Source organism: Dyella sp. CR10 (assembly GCF_055814425.1).
The window spans coordinates 4,448,161-4,465,801 of sequence record NZ_CP185986.1 but is presented as its reverse complement, the minus strand read 5'-3'; the positions used below and the strand labels follow the sequence as shown (position 1 = coordinate 4,465,801).

Annotated in this window: 9 protein-coding genes; 7 read left to right on the top strand and 2 right to left on the bottom strand. The window is 67.1% G+C overall.

The genetic code is table 11. The features are described 5' to 3' along the window. Nucleotides 1-95 precede the first annotated feature (95 nt). Nucleotides 96-1,250, top strand: coding sequence for a CaiB/BaiF CoA transferase family protein (locus ACNR9O_RS20170; protein ID WP_473685441.1), 1,155 nt, complete (start codon nucleotides 96-98; stop codon nucleotides 1,248-1,250). 19 nt (nucleotides 1,251-1,269) lie between these two features. Here the strand turns inward: ACNR9O_RS20170 and ACNR9O_RS20165 are convergent, their stop codons facing one another. Further along, nucleotides 1,270-2,163 (bottom strand): hypothetical protein, encoded by an 894-nt coding sequence (locus ACNR9O_RS20165; RefSeq protein ID WP_473685443.1) that lies wholly within the window; start codon nucleotides 2,161-2,163, stop codon nucleotides 1,270-1,272. 956 nt (nucleotides 2,164-3,119) lie between these two features. Between ACNR9O_RS20165 and ACNR9O_RS20160 the strand changes: the two genes are divergently transcribed. The 4 genes from ACNR9O_RS20160 to ACNR9O_RS20145 all read left to right on the top strand — a co-directional run bounded on the left by ACNR9O_RS20160 (nucleotide 3,120) and on the right by ACNR9O_RS20145 (nucleotide 13,089). Then, complete coding sequence (locus ACNR9O_RS20160) at nucleotides 3,120-6,104, top strand: TonB-dependent receptor (RefSeq protein ID WP_473685445.1); 2,985 nt, start codon at nucleotides 3,120-3,122, stop codon at nucleotides 6,102-6,104. Further along, nucleotides 6,104-8,374, top strand: coding sequence for a WD40/YVTN/BNR-like repeat-containing protein (locus ACNR9O_RS20155; protein WP_473685447.1), 2,271 nt, complete (start codon nucleotides 6,104-6,106; stop codon nucleotides 8,372-8,374). The genes ACNR9O_RS20160 and ACNR9O_RS20155 overlap by 1 nt, the downstream gene beginning before the upstream one ends. A gap of 221 nt (nucleotides 8,375-8,595) precedes the next feature. Next, entirely contained in the window at nucleotides 8,596-10,185 is a 1,590-nt protein-coding gene (locus ACNR9O_RS20150) for a GH35 family beta-galactosidase (protein WP_473685449.1), read from the top strand. A gap of 9 nt (nucleotides 10,186-10,194) precedes the next feature. Beyond that, nucleotides 10,195-13,089: a TIM-barrel domain-containing protein gene (locus ACNR9O_RS20145; protein ID WP_473700679.1), complete on the top strand. Its 2,895-nt coding sequence runs from the start codon at nucleotides 10,195-10,197 to the stop codon at nucleotides 13,087-13,089. Nucleotides 13,090-13,433: 344 nt separating this feature from the next. Here the strand turns inward: ACNR9O_RS20145 and ACNR9O_RS20140 are convergent, their stop codons facing one another. After that, the gene (locus ACNR9O_RS20140) at nucleotides 13,434-14,600 is read right to left on the bottom strand and encodes a XylR family transcriptional regulator (RefSeq protein WP_473685453.1); all 1,167 of its coding nucleotides are present in this window, start codon (nucleotides 14,598-14,600) and stop codon (nucleotides 13,434-13,436) included. A 213-nt stretch (nucleotides 14,601-14,813) separates the two neighbouring features. Between ACNR9O_RS20140 and xylA the strand changes: the two genes are divergently transcribed. Both xylA and xylB read left to right on the top strand, forming a co-directional pair. Beyond that, nucleotides 14,814-16,130 carry a xylose isomerase gene (gene xylA / locus ACNR9O_RS20135; RefSeq protein ID WP_473685455.1) on the top strand — a complete coding sequence of 439 codons (1,317 nt, stop codon included), beginning with the start codon at nucleotides 14,814-14,816 and terminating at the stop codon, nucleotides 16,128-16,130. Between the two features lie 4 nt (nucleotides 16,131-16,134). Further along, a complete protein-coding gene (gene xylB / locus ACNR9O_RS20130) occupies nucleotides 16,135-17,625 on the top strand; it encodes a xylulokinase (RefSeq protein WP_473685457.1) in 1,491 nt (496 codons plus the stop codon). The last annotated feature ends 16 nt before the right edge of the window (nucleotides 17,626-17,641 follow it).

Here is a 17,641-nt window from a genome sequence, read left to right as displayed (position 1 = left end):
CGTGCTGACAGAACATATCGGCCGCGCCTGTTTCCAGGCGCGACGCGGGCGCAAAGTAGGCGCGACACGAGATGAGGAACGCGGATACGCGGCCTATGGAAAGCACTTCACCTGATCCGGCCACCGCCGCGCGCGGTCCCCTGCACGGCATCCGCGTGCTCGACCTGAGCGCGTACATCGCCGGCCCCTACGGCTGCACGCTGCTGGCCGACCAGGGCGCCGATGTGCTCAAGATCGAGCCGCCCGGCGGCGACAACCTGCGCCAGTATCCTTCGACGCTGCCGAGCGAGAGCCGGGCCTTCCTCGGCGTCAACCGCAGCAAGCGCGGCATAGTGCTGGACCTGAAGCAGCCGGCCGACCATGCGGTGCTGCTGCGCCTGGTGCGCGACGCCGACGTGCTGGTACACAACTTCCGCCCGGGCGTGCCCAAGCGACTGGGTATCGACTTCGAGCAGCTCACCGCGATCAACCCGCGTTTGATCTACTGCGCTGTCACCGGCTACGGCGAAACCGGGCCGATGAAGGACAAGGCCGGCTACGACCAGGTGCTGCAGACCATGACCGGCATGTGCGCGCTGCAAGGCAAACGCGGCGGTCCGCCGGAGATCATCTACGGCTCGGTGGTGGACTACTACGCCGCCGCGCTGGTCGTCGCGGGCGTGTCCTCGGCGCTGTACGAGCGCGAGCGCAGCGGCCTGGGGCAGTTCGTCGGCGTGTCGCTGCTGCGCGCGGCGCTCACCATGCAGTCGGCGCGGCTGATCTGGGCCGAGGGCGAATCGCTCGACATCGGCCGCGACATGCGTTCCGGCGGCGTCACCGGCATCCATCCCACCGCCGACGGCTACATCTATATCTCTGCCAATACGCCGCGCTTCTGGCGCGCGCTATGCGAGAAGACCGGCCTGCAGGCGCTCGCCGACGATCCGCGTTACGACACCGTGCGCAAGCGCGCCGAACACGCCGCGGAAATTCTGCCGAAACTGCACGACGCCCTGTCGCGGCAGGCTGCGATGGCGTGGGAGCAGCTGTTCGGGGACGAGGTGCCCTGTGCGGCGGCGCGGCGCATCGAGGACATGTTCGAGCATCCGCAGGTACTGGCCGAGGGCATCGTCGGCACCATCGAGCATCCGGTGGTGGGGCGTTACCACGGCGTCGCGCAGTCGATCAAATTCGGACGCACGCCGGGCCCGGAGCCGTTCGCGGCGCCGCTGCTGGGGCAGCATACGGACGAGGTCAAAGCGAAGCTGTAGGCCAGCGCGGGCCGGCAGCTCAGCGATCGTAGTTGGGATCGAAGCCGCGCGAGTCGTCCATGTACTCCTCGCCACCCACGCGCACATCGAACAGCCGTCCGAGCTGCATCGTCGTGATCAGCAGCGAGGTGGTCGTGCGCGGCTCGTACGCCAGATGCGTTTCCAGGAAACGCGTGCGCTCGTCGCCGTCGGTCAGCACGATGCATAAGTCATAGCCGCCGGAACCGCGCGCGGGCCGGCCGATGCGCAGGTGCAGGCCGGCGAGCCGCTCCAGTGGAAAGCGGAATGAGGCGTCGCCGAGCATGAAGCCGCCCCAGCGCGCATCGCGGGAACGAAAAGCAAGAAAGCGAGGCGTTCCTTCCAGTGCGATGTGGTGCCTGGACAAGTCATCCGAACCGACCAGAGGGGCTGCGTCCGGTATGTCCGGGTCTGCCAGGGCGCCGCGCAGACGCTCGTAGAACTGGGCGGCAAAGACCTCGCGCGCCGCCGCGCCCTTGAGCCACGTGGCCGCACGCCATGACCAGCAGCAAGGCGCGGCGCCCAGGTCGACGCGCAACGGCAGCAGATAGCTCTCGCGTCCGAGCAAGCCCGGTGGCACGCCGTCATCGTCCGCCGTGATGCCGCCGCCGAGCGGGAACGGCAAATGGTCGCGCGGCAGGGTGCGATCGCTGTCGCGCGGAGCGATGGCTTCCCAATCCGACGGAAAGTCGATCGAGGCCTGTGGAGAGGGCTCGGGCGCAGCGCTCGCCGAGTCCGCCGCCGGCGGCTGCCGTCCTGCCCATCGCCCCAGCAGCAGGATCAGCACGACCATTCCCGCAAACGCACCGCCCCCCGCCGCCAGGCCGATCAGAAAGCCATGGGCGTGCGCGACGAGTCCGAAGACGAGCAGGGAGATCAGCAGCAGGACGTACATGGGCCCTCCGTGGCATGGCCGCGAAGTATGGCCGGCGCGAGGGCGAGTTGTCGAAAACCGCAGGTCGAAACGGACCTGGAGAAAGAGAGGGCACAGCAGAGAAGTTCGCGCCAGCGACGGTAGAAACACGCCGTCCCATCCCGCCCCCAGGCCCCTCACCCCGGCCCTCTCCCCAGCGAGGAGAAGGAGAAGTGCGGGACCGTCGCAACGTGACTCGGAGCGCGTCATGCAGCAGCCTGCCAAGACGCCAAGGCAAACGCTCCTTGTCTATATCCCTGTGTCCTCTCCACTACGGATGCCTCGAAGTCACCGTTCCGAAACCGCACGGTAGCCTCGCGTCGCCCCAGGTTAATCCGTTGCCATAACCGTCCACTGCTCTCCATAGTCCAGCCACGAGCTCTGGCTCTCAGGCCATTTCTCTTTGGTTACTTTCTCTCGAGGTCCCCCTTGAGGGGATTGGGCCAGCAAAGAGAAAGTGACCCGGGCGGCGGCAGCCGTCCGGAATGCCCGCTGCATAAGCGGCCAGCGCCCCGTAACCCAACCAACAGCGCAACAAACAGCGCAAGCCCCCCTACGTAAGCGGCCAGGTCACGACACCCCACCCACCACAGCGAGCGGCAATAAAGCCCCCCAAGCGACATCGCCACCGGATTCCGACCTGCACCAGAACGACGAACATGAGCAGAATCACCGCGCAGAAAAGAGACGAATCAAGCGCACCCCAACCCCCAAACACCCGCATTTGTCACGATCCATGTGGCAACCGCAAACGAAGAAACATTACTCCCCGCCCCTAATTTCGTAATTGTGCGAGACCCCCTCAGCTCGCAGCATGCACCGTGCCACAAGCCGGTGTGGCTGGTACCCAGCCACCGGGAGGGGAAACCGGGCCGGTTTGCGAAAAACCGATGGACGCCGTCCACGGACACAAAAAATCTGTTGGGGAGTCGATGACCATGATCGAGAGATTCCATGGCGGGGATTCGCATCGCCCGTTCAAGGCCGCGCGCCGCTTGCAGGGCGCGCGTCTGACCGCAGCCATCGCCATGAGCCTGGCCCTTTTCTATGGACCGGCCGCCGCGGCTCAGCAGGCCCAGCCCGTGCAGGACAACGGCGCGCCGGCCAAGGCCAGCCCGCCCGCCAAGTCGAAGAAAGACGGCAAGAAGGATGGCGAGAAATCCGTGCAGGAACTGGCCGGCGTCACCGTCACCGGCGTGCGCGCGAGCCTGCAGTCCGCGCAGCAGCTCAAGCAGAACGCCGATCAGATCGTCGACTCGGTCACCGCCGTGGACATCGGCGCCCTGCCCGATCGCAGCGTCACCGAAACCCTGCAGCGCATCAGCGGCGTCACCATCGACCACTTCATGGCGCGCAACGATCCTGACCACTTCTCCGCCGAAGGCAGCGGCGTGATGATCCGCGGTCTGACCCAGGTGCGCGGCGAGTTGAACGGGCGCGATGTGTTCAGCGCCAACTCCGGCCGTGGCCTCAGCTTCGAAGACGTGCCGGCCGAGCTGATGGCCGGCGTGGACGTGTACAAGAATCCATCCGCCGAGATCATCGAAGGCGGCATCGGCGGCACGGTCAATCTGCGCACGCGTCTGCCGTTCGACTCGCCGGGACGGGTGATCGGCTTCACCGGCGGCGTCAACGAAGGCGACTTCGCCAAGAAGAGCAAGCCGTCGGTGTCGTTCCTCTACAGCAATCGGTGGAACACCGAAAACCATGGCGAGTTCGGCGCCCTGTTCGACGTGGCTTTCTCCGAACTGGCCACGCGCTCGGACGGCATCCAGATGGAGCCGTACGTCAAGCGCAACGACGCCGCCGTACTCAATGGCACCAATTTCGCCAACGTCTACGTGCCCGGCGGCGCCGACTGGCGCACGCTGGATTTCCAGCGCCGCCGCATCGGCTTGGCCGGTGCACTGCAGTGGCGTCCGACCAAGGATCTGGAGCTGACCAGCCAGGTGTTGCGTTCCGACTACCGCATGCAATGGGACGAGTTCGGCGGCATCTTCAACGACAGCACCAACAACGTGCACCCGGCCAACGGCGGCACCTTCAATTACGACAGCAATGGCGTGTTCCAGAGCGGCACGCTGGCGTCCGATTCGTGGCGCGGCAACCTGACCACCGACGGCGTGCGCTTCATGGCCGACCGCCGCTACGCGACTCAGCGCACCATCACCACCGACTGGTCCAACAGCCTCAAGTACAACATCAACGACCAAATGGTGTTGTACGCCGATGCGCAGTTCGTCAAATCGACCAGCCAGTCGCTGGACTTCACCGTATTCGACGCCACCTATCTGCCCGGCGTCACCCTGAGTGTGCCCGGCGGGTCCAAGCCGACCATTACCTCCGACCCCGCTTCCTACGCCACTAACCCGGCGAATTACTTCTGGAGCGCGGCGATGGATCACCACGAGCGGAACAAGGGGCTGGAGCGCGCCCTGCGCCTGGACCTCGAATACAACTTCGAGGACAGCAAATGGCTGCGCTACGTGAAGTTCGGCGTGCGCGCTACCAGCCGCACCGAACTGAACAAGAACAACGGCTACAACTGGGGCGTGGTTTCCGACAACTGGGCCGCCATCGATAGCCCGAGCGGACTGGCGGACCTGGCCACCTATATGCCGGGCATGTCCTCGCTGTACACGTATTCGAACTTCTTCCGCGGCAACGCCAGCATGCCGCCGCAGCTGTACTTCCCCAGCGACAAACTGGTGCGCGACTATCACTACGCCTACCAGCAGTTGCATGCGTTTGGTTCGCCCACGGGCTGGGCGCCGCGCGACATCTATCGCAAGCAGGACATCAACGATCAGAGCGAAAAGACCAAGACCGCGTACGGCGTACTGTACTTCGGCAGCGACGATGCGCTTGGCATACCGGTGGATGGCAACGTGGGCATCCGCCTGGTGCGCACCGACGTGACAGCGAACGGCTACGGCCAGTATCCGGACCTCACCACCAGCGGCGTCGACCCCAGCCTGAAGGCCATGTACTACGGCCAGTACTTCCCGCTGAACTTCAGCGGGCACTACAAGAACGCGCTGCCCAGCTTGAACCTGCGCTTCAAGTTCACCGACAGCCTGCAGTGGCGACTGGCCGCGTCCCGGGCGATGACCCGTCCGGACTTCACCCAGCTGCAGCCGTATGTGCAGATGGGCGCCACGCTCACCTCGGACAACACCGCGGTGACCAAGTGGAACGGCTCGGCCGGCAATCCGAACCTCAAGCCGATGCGCGCCAACCAGTACGACACCGCGCTGGAATGGTATTTCGCACCCACCGGCCAGCTGTACGCCACGCTGTTCTACAAGGACGTGCGCGACTACATCGCCAACCAGACGCGCACCGAGACCTACAACGGCCAGCCGTTCGAGGTGACCCGTCCGTACAACATGAGCAAGGGCAAGATCCGCGGCGGCGAAATCGGCTACCAGCAGTTCTTCGATTTCCTGCCCGGCTGGCTGAAGGGCTTCGGCGTGCAGGCCAACTTCACCTATGTCGACAGCAAGGGCGGCACCAACAGCGCCACCGATCCGTACTCCAATACCACCGTCACCGGCGTGGTGCTGCCGCTGGAAGGCCTGTCCAAGCGCAGCTACAACCTGGTCGGCATGTACGAATACGGCGACTGGTCGATGCGCCTGGCCTGGAACTGGCGTTCGCGCTATCTGCTGACCGCCAGCGACGTGGCGACCAAACTGCCGACCTGGTCGGACGACTACGGCCAGCTCGACGGCTCGATCATGTACCGCCTCAACAAGAGCGTGCAGGTCGGCCTGCAGACCAACAACCTCACCAACTCCACCACCAAGGTCCTGATGGGACCGACCAGCTATGCCGACGGCACGGTCGACCACCGCCTGTACAACCGCGGCTGGTTCGTCAACGACCGCCGCTACGAGCTGGTGGTGCGCGCGACGTTCTGATGGCGGGGCGCGCGGCAGGGATCGATACGGGCCGGCGCGGTCGCGCACGGCCCGGCTGGAAGGCGGCGCTGGCGGTTTGCCTGTTGGCGTTCGCCGCGTCAGTAGCGGCCGAAGAAGCGGTGCCCTATCGCTACGCGGGCGTGCGCATCGGCGGCGGCGGTTTCGTCAGCGGGCTGGTGTTCCATCCGGCCGAGAAGGGCCTGTATTACGCGCGTACCGATGTCGGCGGCGCGTATCGCTGGGACGATGCGGTCAAGCGCTGGATGCCGCTCACCGACTGGATCGAGGCGAAGGACGAGAACCTGCTGGGCATCGACAGCCTCGCCGTCGATCCGTCCGATCCGGAGCGCGTCTATCTCGCCGCGGGTACTTACACCGCGCCGCAGGTGGGCAATGGCGCGGTGCTGCGTTCGTCCGACCGCGGCCGGCATTTCGAGCGCGCCGACATGCCGTTCAAGATGGGCGGCAACGAACTGGGACGCGGCAACGGCGAGCGGCTGGCGGTGGATCCGCACGACGGCCGCGTACTGTTTCTCGGCTCGCGCGGCGCAGGCCTGTGGCGCAGCGAAGACCGCGGCGCGCATTGGGCGAAGGTGGAAAGTTTTCCCGCCGTCGCCACCGCGCCGTCCGCCAGCGCGCAGAACGCGTGGCGGCGCCAGGCGATCGGCATCGTCTTCGTGGTGTTCGAGCCGGATGGCGGCAAGTCCGGCCAGCCGACGCGCACGCTGTACGCGGGCGTCTCCACGCAGGAGACCAGCCTGTTCCGTTCCGACGATGGCGGCCGCAGCTGGCGGCCGGTGCCCGGCCAGCCGACCGGCCTGCGGCCCAATCACATGGTGCGAGCCGGCGACGGGACGTATTACCTCAGCTATGGCGACGAGCCCGGCCCCGACACCATGCACGACGGCGCCGTGTGGAAGTACGAGCCGAAGACGCAGCGCTGGACCGAAATCACGCCGTGGCCACGTCCCGGCAACGGCCCCAGCGGTTACGGCTGGGGCGCGGTGACGGTGGATCCGCGCGATCCGAAGGTGCTGATGACGGCCACCTTCGCGCACTACACGCCGAAGGACGAGTTGTTCCGCAGCACCGACGGCGGCGCGCACTGGACAGCGGTATTCCCGCGGTCGGAGTTCGAGCATGCGACCGCGACCTGGACGCGCGATCACACGCCGCATTGGCTGGCCTCCATCCAGATCGATCCCTACGACCCGGACCACGTGCTGTTCGTCACCGGCTACGGCATCTGGGCCTCGCGCGACATGCGTGCGCTGGATGGCGGCGGCACGGTGCATTGGTCGTTCCAGGACGAAGGACTGGAAGAGACGGTGGCGCTCGGGCTGATCAGTCCGCCGGAAGGCGCGCCCCTGCTCAGCGCCATCGGCGATCTCGACGGGTATCGCCACGATGAGCTGGATACGGCGCAGCTGCAGTTCGCCGCGCCGCCGCGCTATGCGAACGGCGAGAGCATCGACTTCGCGCAGGCCAGGCCGTCGCTGATCGTGCGCAGCGGTTTCCTGCGCAAGCCGTTCGGCGCGGCGATCCGCGCAGCCTGGTCGGAGGACGGCGGGAAGCAGTGGAAAGCGTTCGCGAGCGAGCCGCCGGAAGGCGAGGGCGCAGGCAGCATCGCGCTCGCGGCGGACGGCAGCGTGGTCGTATGGGCGCCACGCAACGCGCGGCACGTGTACCTGACGCGTGATTTCGGCAAGACGTGGACGGTGGCCGAAGGTCTTGGCGCCGGTTTGCGGATGCTGGCCGACCGCGTGGACGCGAAGCGGTTCTATGCCTATGACCGCATGAGCGGCGCGTTGTACGGCAGCCGCGATGGCGGCGTGCATTTCGCGCCGATCGGGGGTGCATTGGGCGAGGCGTCGCGCGGCCGCGCGCATACGCAGGTCCAGGCGGCGCCGGATGCGGCCGGCGTGTTGTACGTCGGCAGCCGCGACGGCGCGTGGCTGCGCGGCGACGATGCCGGACGGGTGCTGAAGCGCTTCGAAGGCGTGGACGGCATCGATGCCTTCGGTTTCGGCAAGCCGGCGCCGGGATCGTCGAAGCCGGTGCTGTTCCTCGCGGGGCGCCTGCGCGGTGCGCAGGGCATCTTCCGTTCGCTAGACGACGGCGCGCGCTGGCAGCGTATCGACGACGCGGATCACCGGTATGGGCGGGTCAGCCACCTGGCGGGTGATCCGCGCGTGTTCGGCCGGTTGTATTTCGCGACCAGCGGACGCGGGATCTTCTACGGCGATCCCGCGAGCGAGGTGACGCCTTGAACTCCCCCACGATCACTCCCCTCGGTACTCCACTTCTCCCTCTCCCCGCCGGGGAGAGGGCTGGGGTGAGGGGCCGGGCGGAGCGTGGCGCCGCGGGTCGCGGGAGGCTCAAAAGCTTTCTGCTTCGCCTCGTCGAGCTGCTTCCGCGAGCACCCGCCTCTCATCTGCCTGCCGGCATCTTCTCCCCGGAGGGGAGAAGGGCTTCACCTGGTCACGTCCCGATGCTCCTGAAGCGCCTCCTGCTCCTCGCCCTCGCCGCACTTTCCATCCCCGCCTTCGCCTCGGATCTCCCCCGCATCATCACCGACCACGATCGCCACGCGCTCTTCGTCGACGGCAAGCCTTTCCTGATCCTCGGCGCCCAGGTCAACAACTCCAGCAACTGGCCGGCGATGCTCGACGACGTCTGGCCCGCCATCGACAAGCTGCACGCCAATACCGTGCAGGTGCCGATCGCGTGGGAACAGATCGAACCGAAGGAAGGCCAGTTCGACTTCGGCTTCCTCGACACGCTCGTCGAGCAGGCGCGCGCGCACGATGTGCGCCTGGTCCTGCTGTGGTTCGCCACGTGGAAGAACAACGGGCCGAGCTACGCGCCCTCCTGGGTGAAGCTGGACGATCGCCGTTTCCCGCGCGTCTTCAGCCGCGAGGGGAAACGCCTCAACTCCCTGTCGCCGCTCGCGCCGGCGACGCTGGCGGCCGACAGCAAAGCTTTCGTCGAGCTGATGAAACATCTGCGCCAGATCGACGGCGACCGCCACACCGTGATCATGGTGCAGGTGGAGAACGAGGCCGGCACGTACGGGACGGATCGCGACCACTCGCCGATGGCGGACAAGGTCTTCGCCGGGCCGGTGCCGCAGGAACTGCTGCGCGCTGCCGGCAAATCCCCCGGCAGCTGGCGCCAGGTGTTCGGCAAGGATGCGGACGAGTTCTTCCATGCCTGGCACGTCGCGCACTTCATCGGGCAGGTCGCCGCGGCGGGCAAGGCGGTCTATCCGTTGCCGATGTATGCGAACGCGGCGCTGCGCGATCCATTCAACCCCGGCCCGCCCGGCGGCTACGAAAGCGGTGGTCCTACCGATAACGTGCTGCATGTATGGAAAGCGGCCGCGCCCGCACTGGATGTCCTGGGGCCGGATATCTACAGGCCCGACTATGCGCACTACACGGCCTATCTCGAGCGCTACGCGCGCAAGGACAACCCGCTGTTCGTGGCCGAGACCGGCAACAGCAAGGTCTATGCGCGCTACGTCTATGCCGCGCTCGGCGCGGGTGCCATCGGCTGGTCGCCGTTCGGCATGGATTTCACCGGGTACTCCAACTATCCGCTGGGGGCGCCCAAGCTCGACGACGCGACCGTGGAGCAGTTCGCCGCCAACTACCGCGTACTGGCGCCGATGACTGGCGAGCTCGCGGCGGCGGCCCAGGCCGGCAAGTTGTGGGGCGCCGCCGAGCCGGACGACACGCACGAGCAGACGCTGGACCTGGGCGACTGGCAGGTGCGGCTCGGCTACGGGCAGCTGCAGTTCGGCACCGACCCGCCGCAGGGCAACCCCGATCGCTCCGGCGGCGCGCTGATCGCGAAGCTGGCGTCGAACGAGTACCTGGTCGTGGCGCGCGACGTGCGCGTGAGCTTCTTGCCCGCGCGCGGCCGCACCACAGACTTCCTGCTCGATCGCGTCGAAGAGGGCCGTTATGAGAACGGTCGCTGGATCTTCCGCCGCCTGTGGAACGGCGACCAGACCGACTGGGGCCTGAATTTCATCGGCCCGCCGCGCGTGCTGCGCGTGCGGCTGGCCCCGTACTGAAGGAACAGCATGCGCATGACCTCGCCCAGCTCGATCGCCAACCGCCGCTGGATGCCGCTCTGCGCGCTGGCGCTGGCGGTGCTCGCCGGCTGCGGCAAGACACCGGAGCCCGCCGATGGGAAGGCCGGTGCCGTCCAAGCGGCGGTCGTCGGCCACGCGCAGAAAATCGCCGACGGCGTGATCGTGCGGCTGGACCACTCGCCCCAGCAGATACGCCTGCAGGTGGTGAACGAACGCATCGTGCACGTCACCGCGGCGCCTGATGGCAAGTTCGATCTGCCGGCCAGCCTGATGGCGGTGAAGACCGGTGGCGACACGCAGTTCACCGTCGAGGAGACCGCCGATGCGGTGACGCTGAAGACACCGCGGCTGGCGACGCAGGTATCGCTGCACGATGGCGCCGTGCGCTTCCTGGACGCAGCCGGCAAGCCACTGCTGGCCGAACGCGCGGACGGCCGCACGTTCCAGCCCGTGACGATCGAGGGCAAACCGTATTACGCGGTGCGCCAGCGCTTCGAGTCGCCCGCCGACGAGGCGTTCTACGGCCTGGGCCAGCATCAGAACCGCCAGATGAACTACAAGGGCGAGGACGTGGAGCTGGCGCAGCACAACATCGACGTGGGCATTCCGTTCGTGGTGTCGTCGCGCGACTACGGCCTGCTGTGGGACAACAACTCGATCACCCGCTTCGGCGATGCGCGTGAGTACCAGCCGCTGAGCGCATCGCTGAAACTCTACGATGTCGACGGCAAGCCCGGCGGCCTGACCGCGAGCTACTACGACGACGGCGGCACGCTGAAGCTCAAGCGCATCGAGAAGCAGCCCGATTACCAGTACCTCAAGGACGTGGCGCAATGGCCGGCCGAATCGCCGGCCAAGACCACCGGCAAGGTGGTGTGGGAAGGCAGCATCGAGCCATCGGTATCCGGCGTGCACAAGCTGCGTCTGTATGCGAGCAGCTACGCCAAGGTCTGGCTCGACGGCAAGCTGGTGTACGACGACTGGCGGCAGAACTGGAATCCCTGGTATCACAATCTGCGCCTGCCGATGGACGCCGGCAGCAAGCACAGCCTGCGCATCGAGTGGCTGCCCAACGCGGGTTATCTCACCCTGCTGCATCTGGATCCGCTGCCGGGCGACGAGCAGAACGAGCTGTCGCTGTTCTCCGAAGCCGGCCACGCGGTGGACTACTACTTCGTCGCCGGCGACAACCTCGACCAGGTGATCGCCGGTTACCGCCAGATCACCGGCAAGGCCACCCTGCTGCCGCGCTGGGCCTATGGTTTCTGGCAAAGCCGCGAGCGCTACAAGACGCAGGCGGAGATCCTCGATACGGCCAGGCGCTATCGCGAACTCGGCCTGCCGCTGGACAACGTGGTGGAGGATTGGAGCTACTGGCCCGAAGACGCGTGGGGCTCGCACGATTTCGACAAGGCGCGCTTCCCCGACGCCAAGGGGATGGTCGACCAGCTCCATGCCATGCACGTGCAGTTGATGATTTCGGTCTGGCCGAAGTTCTATCCGGAAACGAAGAACTACCAGGAGCTGGACGCGAAGGGCTACATCTACCGGCGCAACGTGGAGAAGAAAGAAGTCGACTGGATCGGCAAGGGCTATCTCAACGCCTTCTACGATCCTTATGCGGAAGAGGCGCGCCGCATCTACTGGCGGCAAATCGAGGAGAAGCTCGGCGCGATCGGCATCGATGCTTGGTGGCTGGACGCGTCGGAGCCGGATACGCATTCCAACCTCGACATCGCCGAGCGAAAGCTGCGCATGGGACCGACCGCGCTGGGCCCGGGCGGCGCTTTCTTCAACTCCTACCCGCTGATGCATACCGCCGGCGTGTACGACGGCTGGCGTCGCGACCATGGCGACCGCCGTGCCTTCATCCTCACCCGCTCCGCCTTCGCCGGGCAGCAGCGTAACGCCGCGGCAACCTGGAGCGGCGACGTGGTCTCGCGCTGGAGCAACCTGCGCGACCAGATCTCGGCGGGCGTCAATTTCTCGCTGGCCGGCATCCCGAACTGGACCACCGACATCGGCGGCTTCGCGCTGGAGCCGCGCTACGAAAAGCCGAACCAGGCGGACCTGGACGAATGGCGCGAACTCAACCTGCGCTGGTTCCAGTTCGGCGCGTTCAGCCCCCTGTTCCGTTCGCACGGGCAGTTCCCCTACCGCGAGATCTACAACCTCGCGGCGCCCGGCTCGCCGGTCTACGAAGCGCTGGCCTACTACGACCGCCTGCGCTATCGCCTGATGCCGTATGTCTACACGCTGGCCGGCGATACGTACTGGAAGGACGGCAGCATCATGCGCGGGCTGGTCATGGACTTCCCGGACGACGCGAAGGTGCGCGGCATCGACGACGAATACCTGTTCGGCCCCGCCTTCCTGGTCGCGCCCGTCACCGAGTACAAGGCGACGTCGCGCCAGGTGTATCTGCCGGCGGGTGCGGGCTGGTACGAGTTCCACACCGGCAAATTCCACGAAGGCGGTGCGACGATCCAGGCCGATGCGCCTCCGTCGCGCATGCCGCTGTTCGTGCGCACCGGCGCCATCGTGCCGACCGGCCCGGCGATCCAGTACACCGGCGAGAAGCCGGACGCGCCGGTGACGCTGCTGGTGTACGCGGGCGCGAACGGAAGCTTCTCGCTGTACGAGGACGAGGGCACCAACTATGGCTACGAGAAGGGTCGCTACTCGCGCATCCCGCTGAGCTACGACGACGCGGCCAAAACGCTGACGCTGGGCAAGCGCGAAGGCGACGGCAGCGGCGCGCCGGCGAAGCGGCAATTCGTGGTGCGCGTGATTCGCGCGGACAAGGCGAATACGGATGGGCTGGATGCGGCGGGTGACGTGAGCGTCGACTACGACGGGTCTGTCCAGACCGTGAAGCTGTAACGCCTCCTGCTCTAGCCTCAGGCTGCTCCCTCTCCCCGCCGGGGAGAGGGTTGGGGTGAGGGGCCGGGCGGAGCGTGACGCCGAGGGTCGCGGGAAGCTCACAAGCTTTCTGCTTCGCCTCGTCGAGCTGCTTCCGCGAGCACCCGCCCCTCATCTGCCTGCCGGCATCTTCTCCCCGGAGGGGAGAAGAAACTCGGTAGGCTCTCTCCTCAGTACCCCACTTCTCCCTCTCCCCGCCGGGGAGAGGGCCGGGGTGAGGGGCGGGCGGAGCATGGCGCCGAGGGGCGCGGGAAGCGCAAAGCTCTTCTCCCGAAGGAAAAGAAGCGAGTCCCCGGCTTGAATACCTAGGCCCGCGCAGCCCCCAGAAATTGCCGCGGCGTGCAATTGAACTCGCGCCGGAACACGGCGTACATGTACTGCAGCGACGTGAAGCCGCAGCGCACCGCCACCTCGGCCAGCGGCACCGCATTGCCTTCCAGCATCGTGCGAGCCATCTCCAGCTTGTGCTCCAGGATCGCCTGGTGGACCGTCTGCTTGAGCTCGCGCTTGAAGTGCTCTTCGAGCAGCGTGCGCGAGATCCCCACGTAATCGGCCACCTGCTCAGTCTTGATGCCGAGGCACGCGTATTGGCGGATGTAGTGCTTGGCGCGCATCACGTACGGACTGCGCAGCGGCTCGTGCTGGCTGCTGGCCTGCACGCTCAGGCCCACCGGCGGCACCAGCACGCGCGTGCTGGAGCAGTCGCCGCCGTGCAACATCTGGTGCAGCACCTGCGCGGCCATGCGGCCCATTTCCTCCGCACCCTGGATCACCGAGCTCAAGGGGATGCGGCTGAGCAGCTGCGCCATCGGGTCGTTGTCGATGCCCACCACGGCGATCTGCTCGGGAATCGGCACATCGGCCACCACGCAGGCCTGCAGCAGCTGGCGCGCGCGCGCGTCGGTCACGGCGATCACGCCGATCGGTTTGGGCAGCGAACGCACCCAGGCCACCATGTCCTCCTGCGAGCGGCCCCAGCCGCCGGCGCTGGTGGGCGAGCCGCGGTACACCATGCCCTCCAGGCCGTCGTCCGCAATCATGCGCAGGAAGGCGTCTTCACGTTCCTGCGCCCAGCGGTTGCCGGGCGACGGCGGCAGGCCATAGAAGGCGAAGCGCTGCAGGCCCTGCTCGATCAGATGGTCGTAGGCCAGGCGCACCAGCTTGGCGTTGTCGGTGCCCACGTACGGGATATTGGCCGGGTAGCGGCTGTCGTCCGCGTAGGAGCCGCCGATCGCCACCACCGGGATGGACAGGTGTGCCAGCGCCTCCTCCACGGTGGGGTCGTCGAAGTCGGCGATGATGCCGTCGCCGCGCCAGTGCTGGATACCCAGCGTGCGGCAGCGGAAATCCTCTTCCAGGAACAGATCCCAGACGACACGCGTGGACTTGAGGTACTGGCCGATGCCGGCGATCACCTGCCGGTCATACACCTTGTTGGCATTGAACAGCAGGGCGATGCGATGAGGCGACATGGGTGTACCAGTGAAAGTAACTGACGGCACCTGCCGGGAATGGGCGACGCTACCAGTTCGACGGGGCACCCGCATGACGCAACGCGACAGGGAAAAAGAATTGCCCTTTGGCGGATTTCGCAATTGCGCGCGAAAGCCGCCGATTGCAGCATCCCGGGGCATCAGCAGCCGGTCCGGAGTCCCTCGGGCGGCTCGCACGGGAGGCTTTGATCCATGAGTTACTTCAACCACGTGGCCCCGGTCCGCTTCGCCGGTACCGGTTCCGACAGTCCGCTCGCGTTCCGCCATTACGATCCGGCGCGGGTCATTCTCGGCAAGCGCATGGACGAGCACCTGCGCTTGGCGGTGTGCTACTGGCACAGCTTCGTATGGCCGGGTATGGACATGTTCGGCGGCGGCACCTTCCAGCGCCCGTGGCAGCAGGCCGGCGATGCGATGGCGCAGGCGCGGGCCAAGGCCGATGCGGCATTCGATTTCTTCCAGCGCCTGGGCGCGCCGTTTTATACGTTCCACGACACGGATATCGCGCCCGAAGGCGACCATCTGGCCGATTACGCGCGCAACTTCGCCGCCATGGTGGATGTGCTGGAGGCCAAACAGGCCGCCACCGGCATGAAGCTGCTGTGGGGCACCGCCAACCTGTTCAGCCACCCGCGCTACGCCGCGGGCGCGGCCAGCAGCCCGCAGCCGGAAGTGTTCGCCTACGCGGCCAGCCAAGTGTTCCACGCGATGGGCGCTACGCATCGCCTGGGCGGCGCGAACTACGTGCTGTGGGGCGGACGCGAGGGGTACGACACCCTGCTCAACACGGACCTGCGCCGCGAACGCGCGCAGCTGGGTCGCTTCTTCCAGATGGTGGTCGAGCACAAGCACAAGCTCGGCTTCAAGGGCACGATCCTGATCGAGCCCAAGCCGCAGGAACCGACCAAGCACCAGTACGACTACGACACCGCGACCGTGTACGGCTTCCTCAAGGAGTTCGGACTGGAGCAGGAGGTCAAGGTCAACCTGGAAGCCAACCACGCCACCCTGGCGGGGCATTCCTTCCACCACGAAGTGGCCACGGCGATTTCGCTGGGCGTGTTCGGCAGCATCGATGCCAACCGCGGCGATCCGCAGAACGGCTGGGATACCGACCAGTTTCCCAACAGCGTGGAAGAACTGACCCTGGTGATGTACGAGATCCTGCGCGCCGGCGGCTTCACCACCGGCGGCTTCAACTTCGACACCAAGGTGCGTCGCCAGAGCATCGACGCGGCCGACCTGTTCCACGGCCATATCGGCGCGATCGACGCGCTGGCGCTGGCGCTGGAGCGCGCGGCGAAGATGATCGAGGACGACCAGCTCGCCGCGTTCAAGGCGCAGCGCTATGCCGGCTGGGACGACGCGTTCGGCCGGCAGGTTCTGGACGGCGGCTTCACCCTCGAAGGGCTGGCTCAGGAAGCGGCCAGGCGCGATCTGCGCCCGGCCCATGTCTCCGGCCAGCAGGAGCGGCTGGAGAATCTGGTCAACCGCTACATCTACGGCTGAAGCGATGTTCCTCGGGCTGGACCTGGGTACCTCGGCGGTCAAGGCCGTGCTGGTCGACGAGGCCGGCGCGGTGCGTGCGAGCGCATCGCGTGCGCTGCATGTCGCGCATCCGCAGCCGCGCTGGTCCGAGCAGGACCCGGCGGACTGGTGGCGCGCCGCGCTGGGCGCGATCGACACGCTGCTCGAAGCGGCCGCACGTGACGGCATCCCCGCCAGCCGCGTGGCTGCCATCGGCCTGAGCGGACAGATGCACGGCGCCACCCTATTGGATGCACGCGACCGCGTGCTGCGCCCGGCGATCCTGTGGAACGATGGCCGCAGCGACGCCGAATGCCGCTGGATGGAAACCCTGCCGGACTTCCATGCGATCACCGGCAACCTCGCCTTCCCCGGCTTCACCGCGCCCAAGCTGGCCTGGGTGCGCGCGCACGAACCGGCCGTGTTCGACCAGGTCGCCAAGGTGCTGCTGCCCAAGGATTACCTGCGCCTGTGCCTCACCGGCGAGTACGCCACCGACGTCTCCGACGCCGCCGGCACGCTGTGGCTGGACGTGGGCCGGCGCCAGTGGAGCGACACCATGCTCGCCGCGTGCGGGCTGAGCCGCGAACACATGCCGGTATTGCACGAAGGCAGCGACGCCGCCGGCCAGCTGCGCGCCGAACTGGCGCAGCGCTGGGGCATGGGCCGCGTGCCGGTGGCGGCGGGCGGCGGCGACAACGCGGCCGGCGCGGTCGGCGTGGGCATCGTCAGGCACGGGCAGGCGATGTTGTCGCTGGGCACGTCCGGCGTGTACTTCGCCGTGTCCGACGGTTTCCTGTCCCGGCCGGAACAGGCCGTGCACAGCTTCTGCCACGCGCTGCCGGACACCTGGCACCTGATGTCGGTGATGCTCAACGCGGCCAGCTGCCTGGACTTCACCGCGCGCCTCACCGGCCACCCCGATGTCGGCGCGTTGCTGGCCGAGGCGGAAGCCGCGCCGCGGCGCGATGACGGTCCGATGTTCCTGCCTTATCTCACCGGTGAGCGTACGCCGCACAACGACGTGCACGCCACCGCATCGTTCGATGGCCTGCGCGCGGACAGCACGCGCGCGGACCTGGCCAACGCCACGCTCGAAGGCGTCGGCCTGGGCCTGCTCGACGGCATCGAGGCGGTGGATGCCGCCGGCCTGCGTGCGGACAGCGTCGCGGTGATCGGCGGCGGGTCGCGCAGCGCGTACTGGATCCAGATGCTGGCGGATATCGCCGGCCGACCGCTGGAGCGGCGCGAAGGCGGCGACGTCGGTGCCGCGCTCGGCGCCGCCCGGCTGGCGCGCCTGGCCGCGGAAGCGGGCGCCACGCCGGAAGAAGTGTGCGCCATGCCACCGCTCGTCGCCGTGCATGAACCGGACATGCAGCGACACGCCTACTATCGCGAACGCCGGCAGCCGCTGTTCCGCGCGTTGTATCGCGGTGAGCGGAACGCGCGCCAAGCCATTCCCTCGGAGCAGCCGTGAGCCGGCGACCCAACCA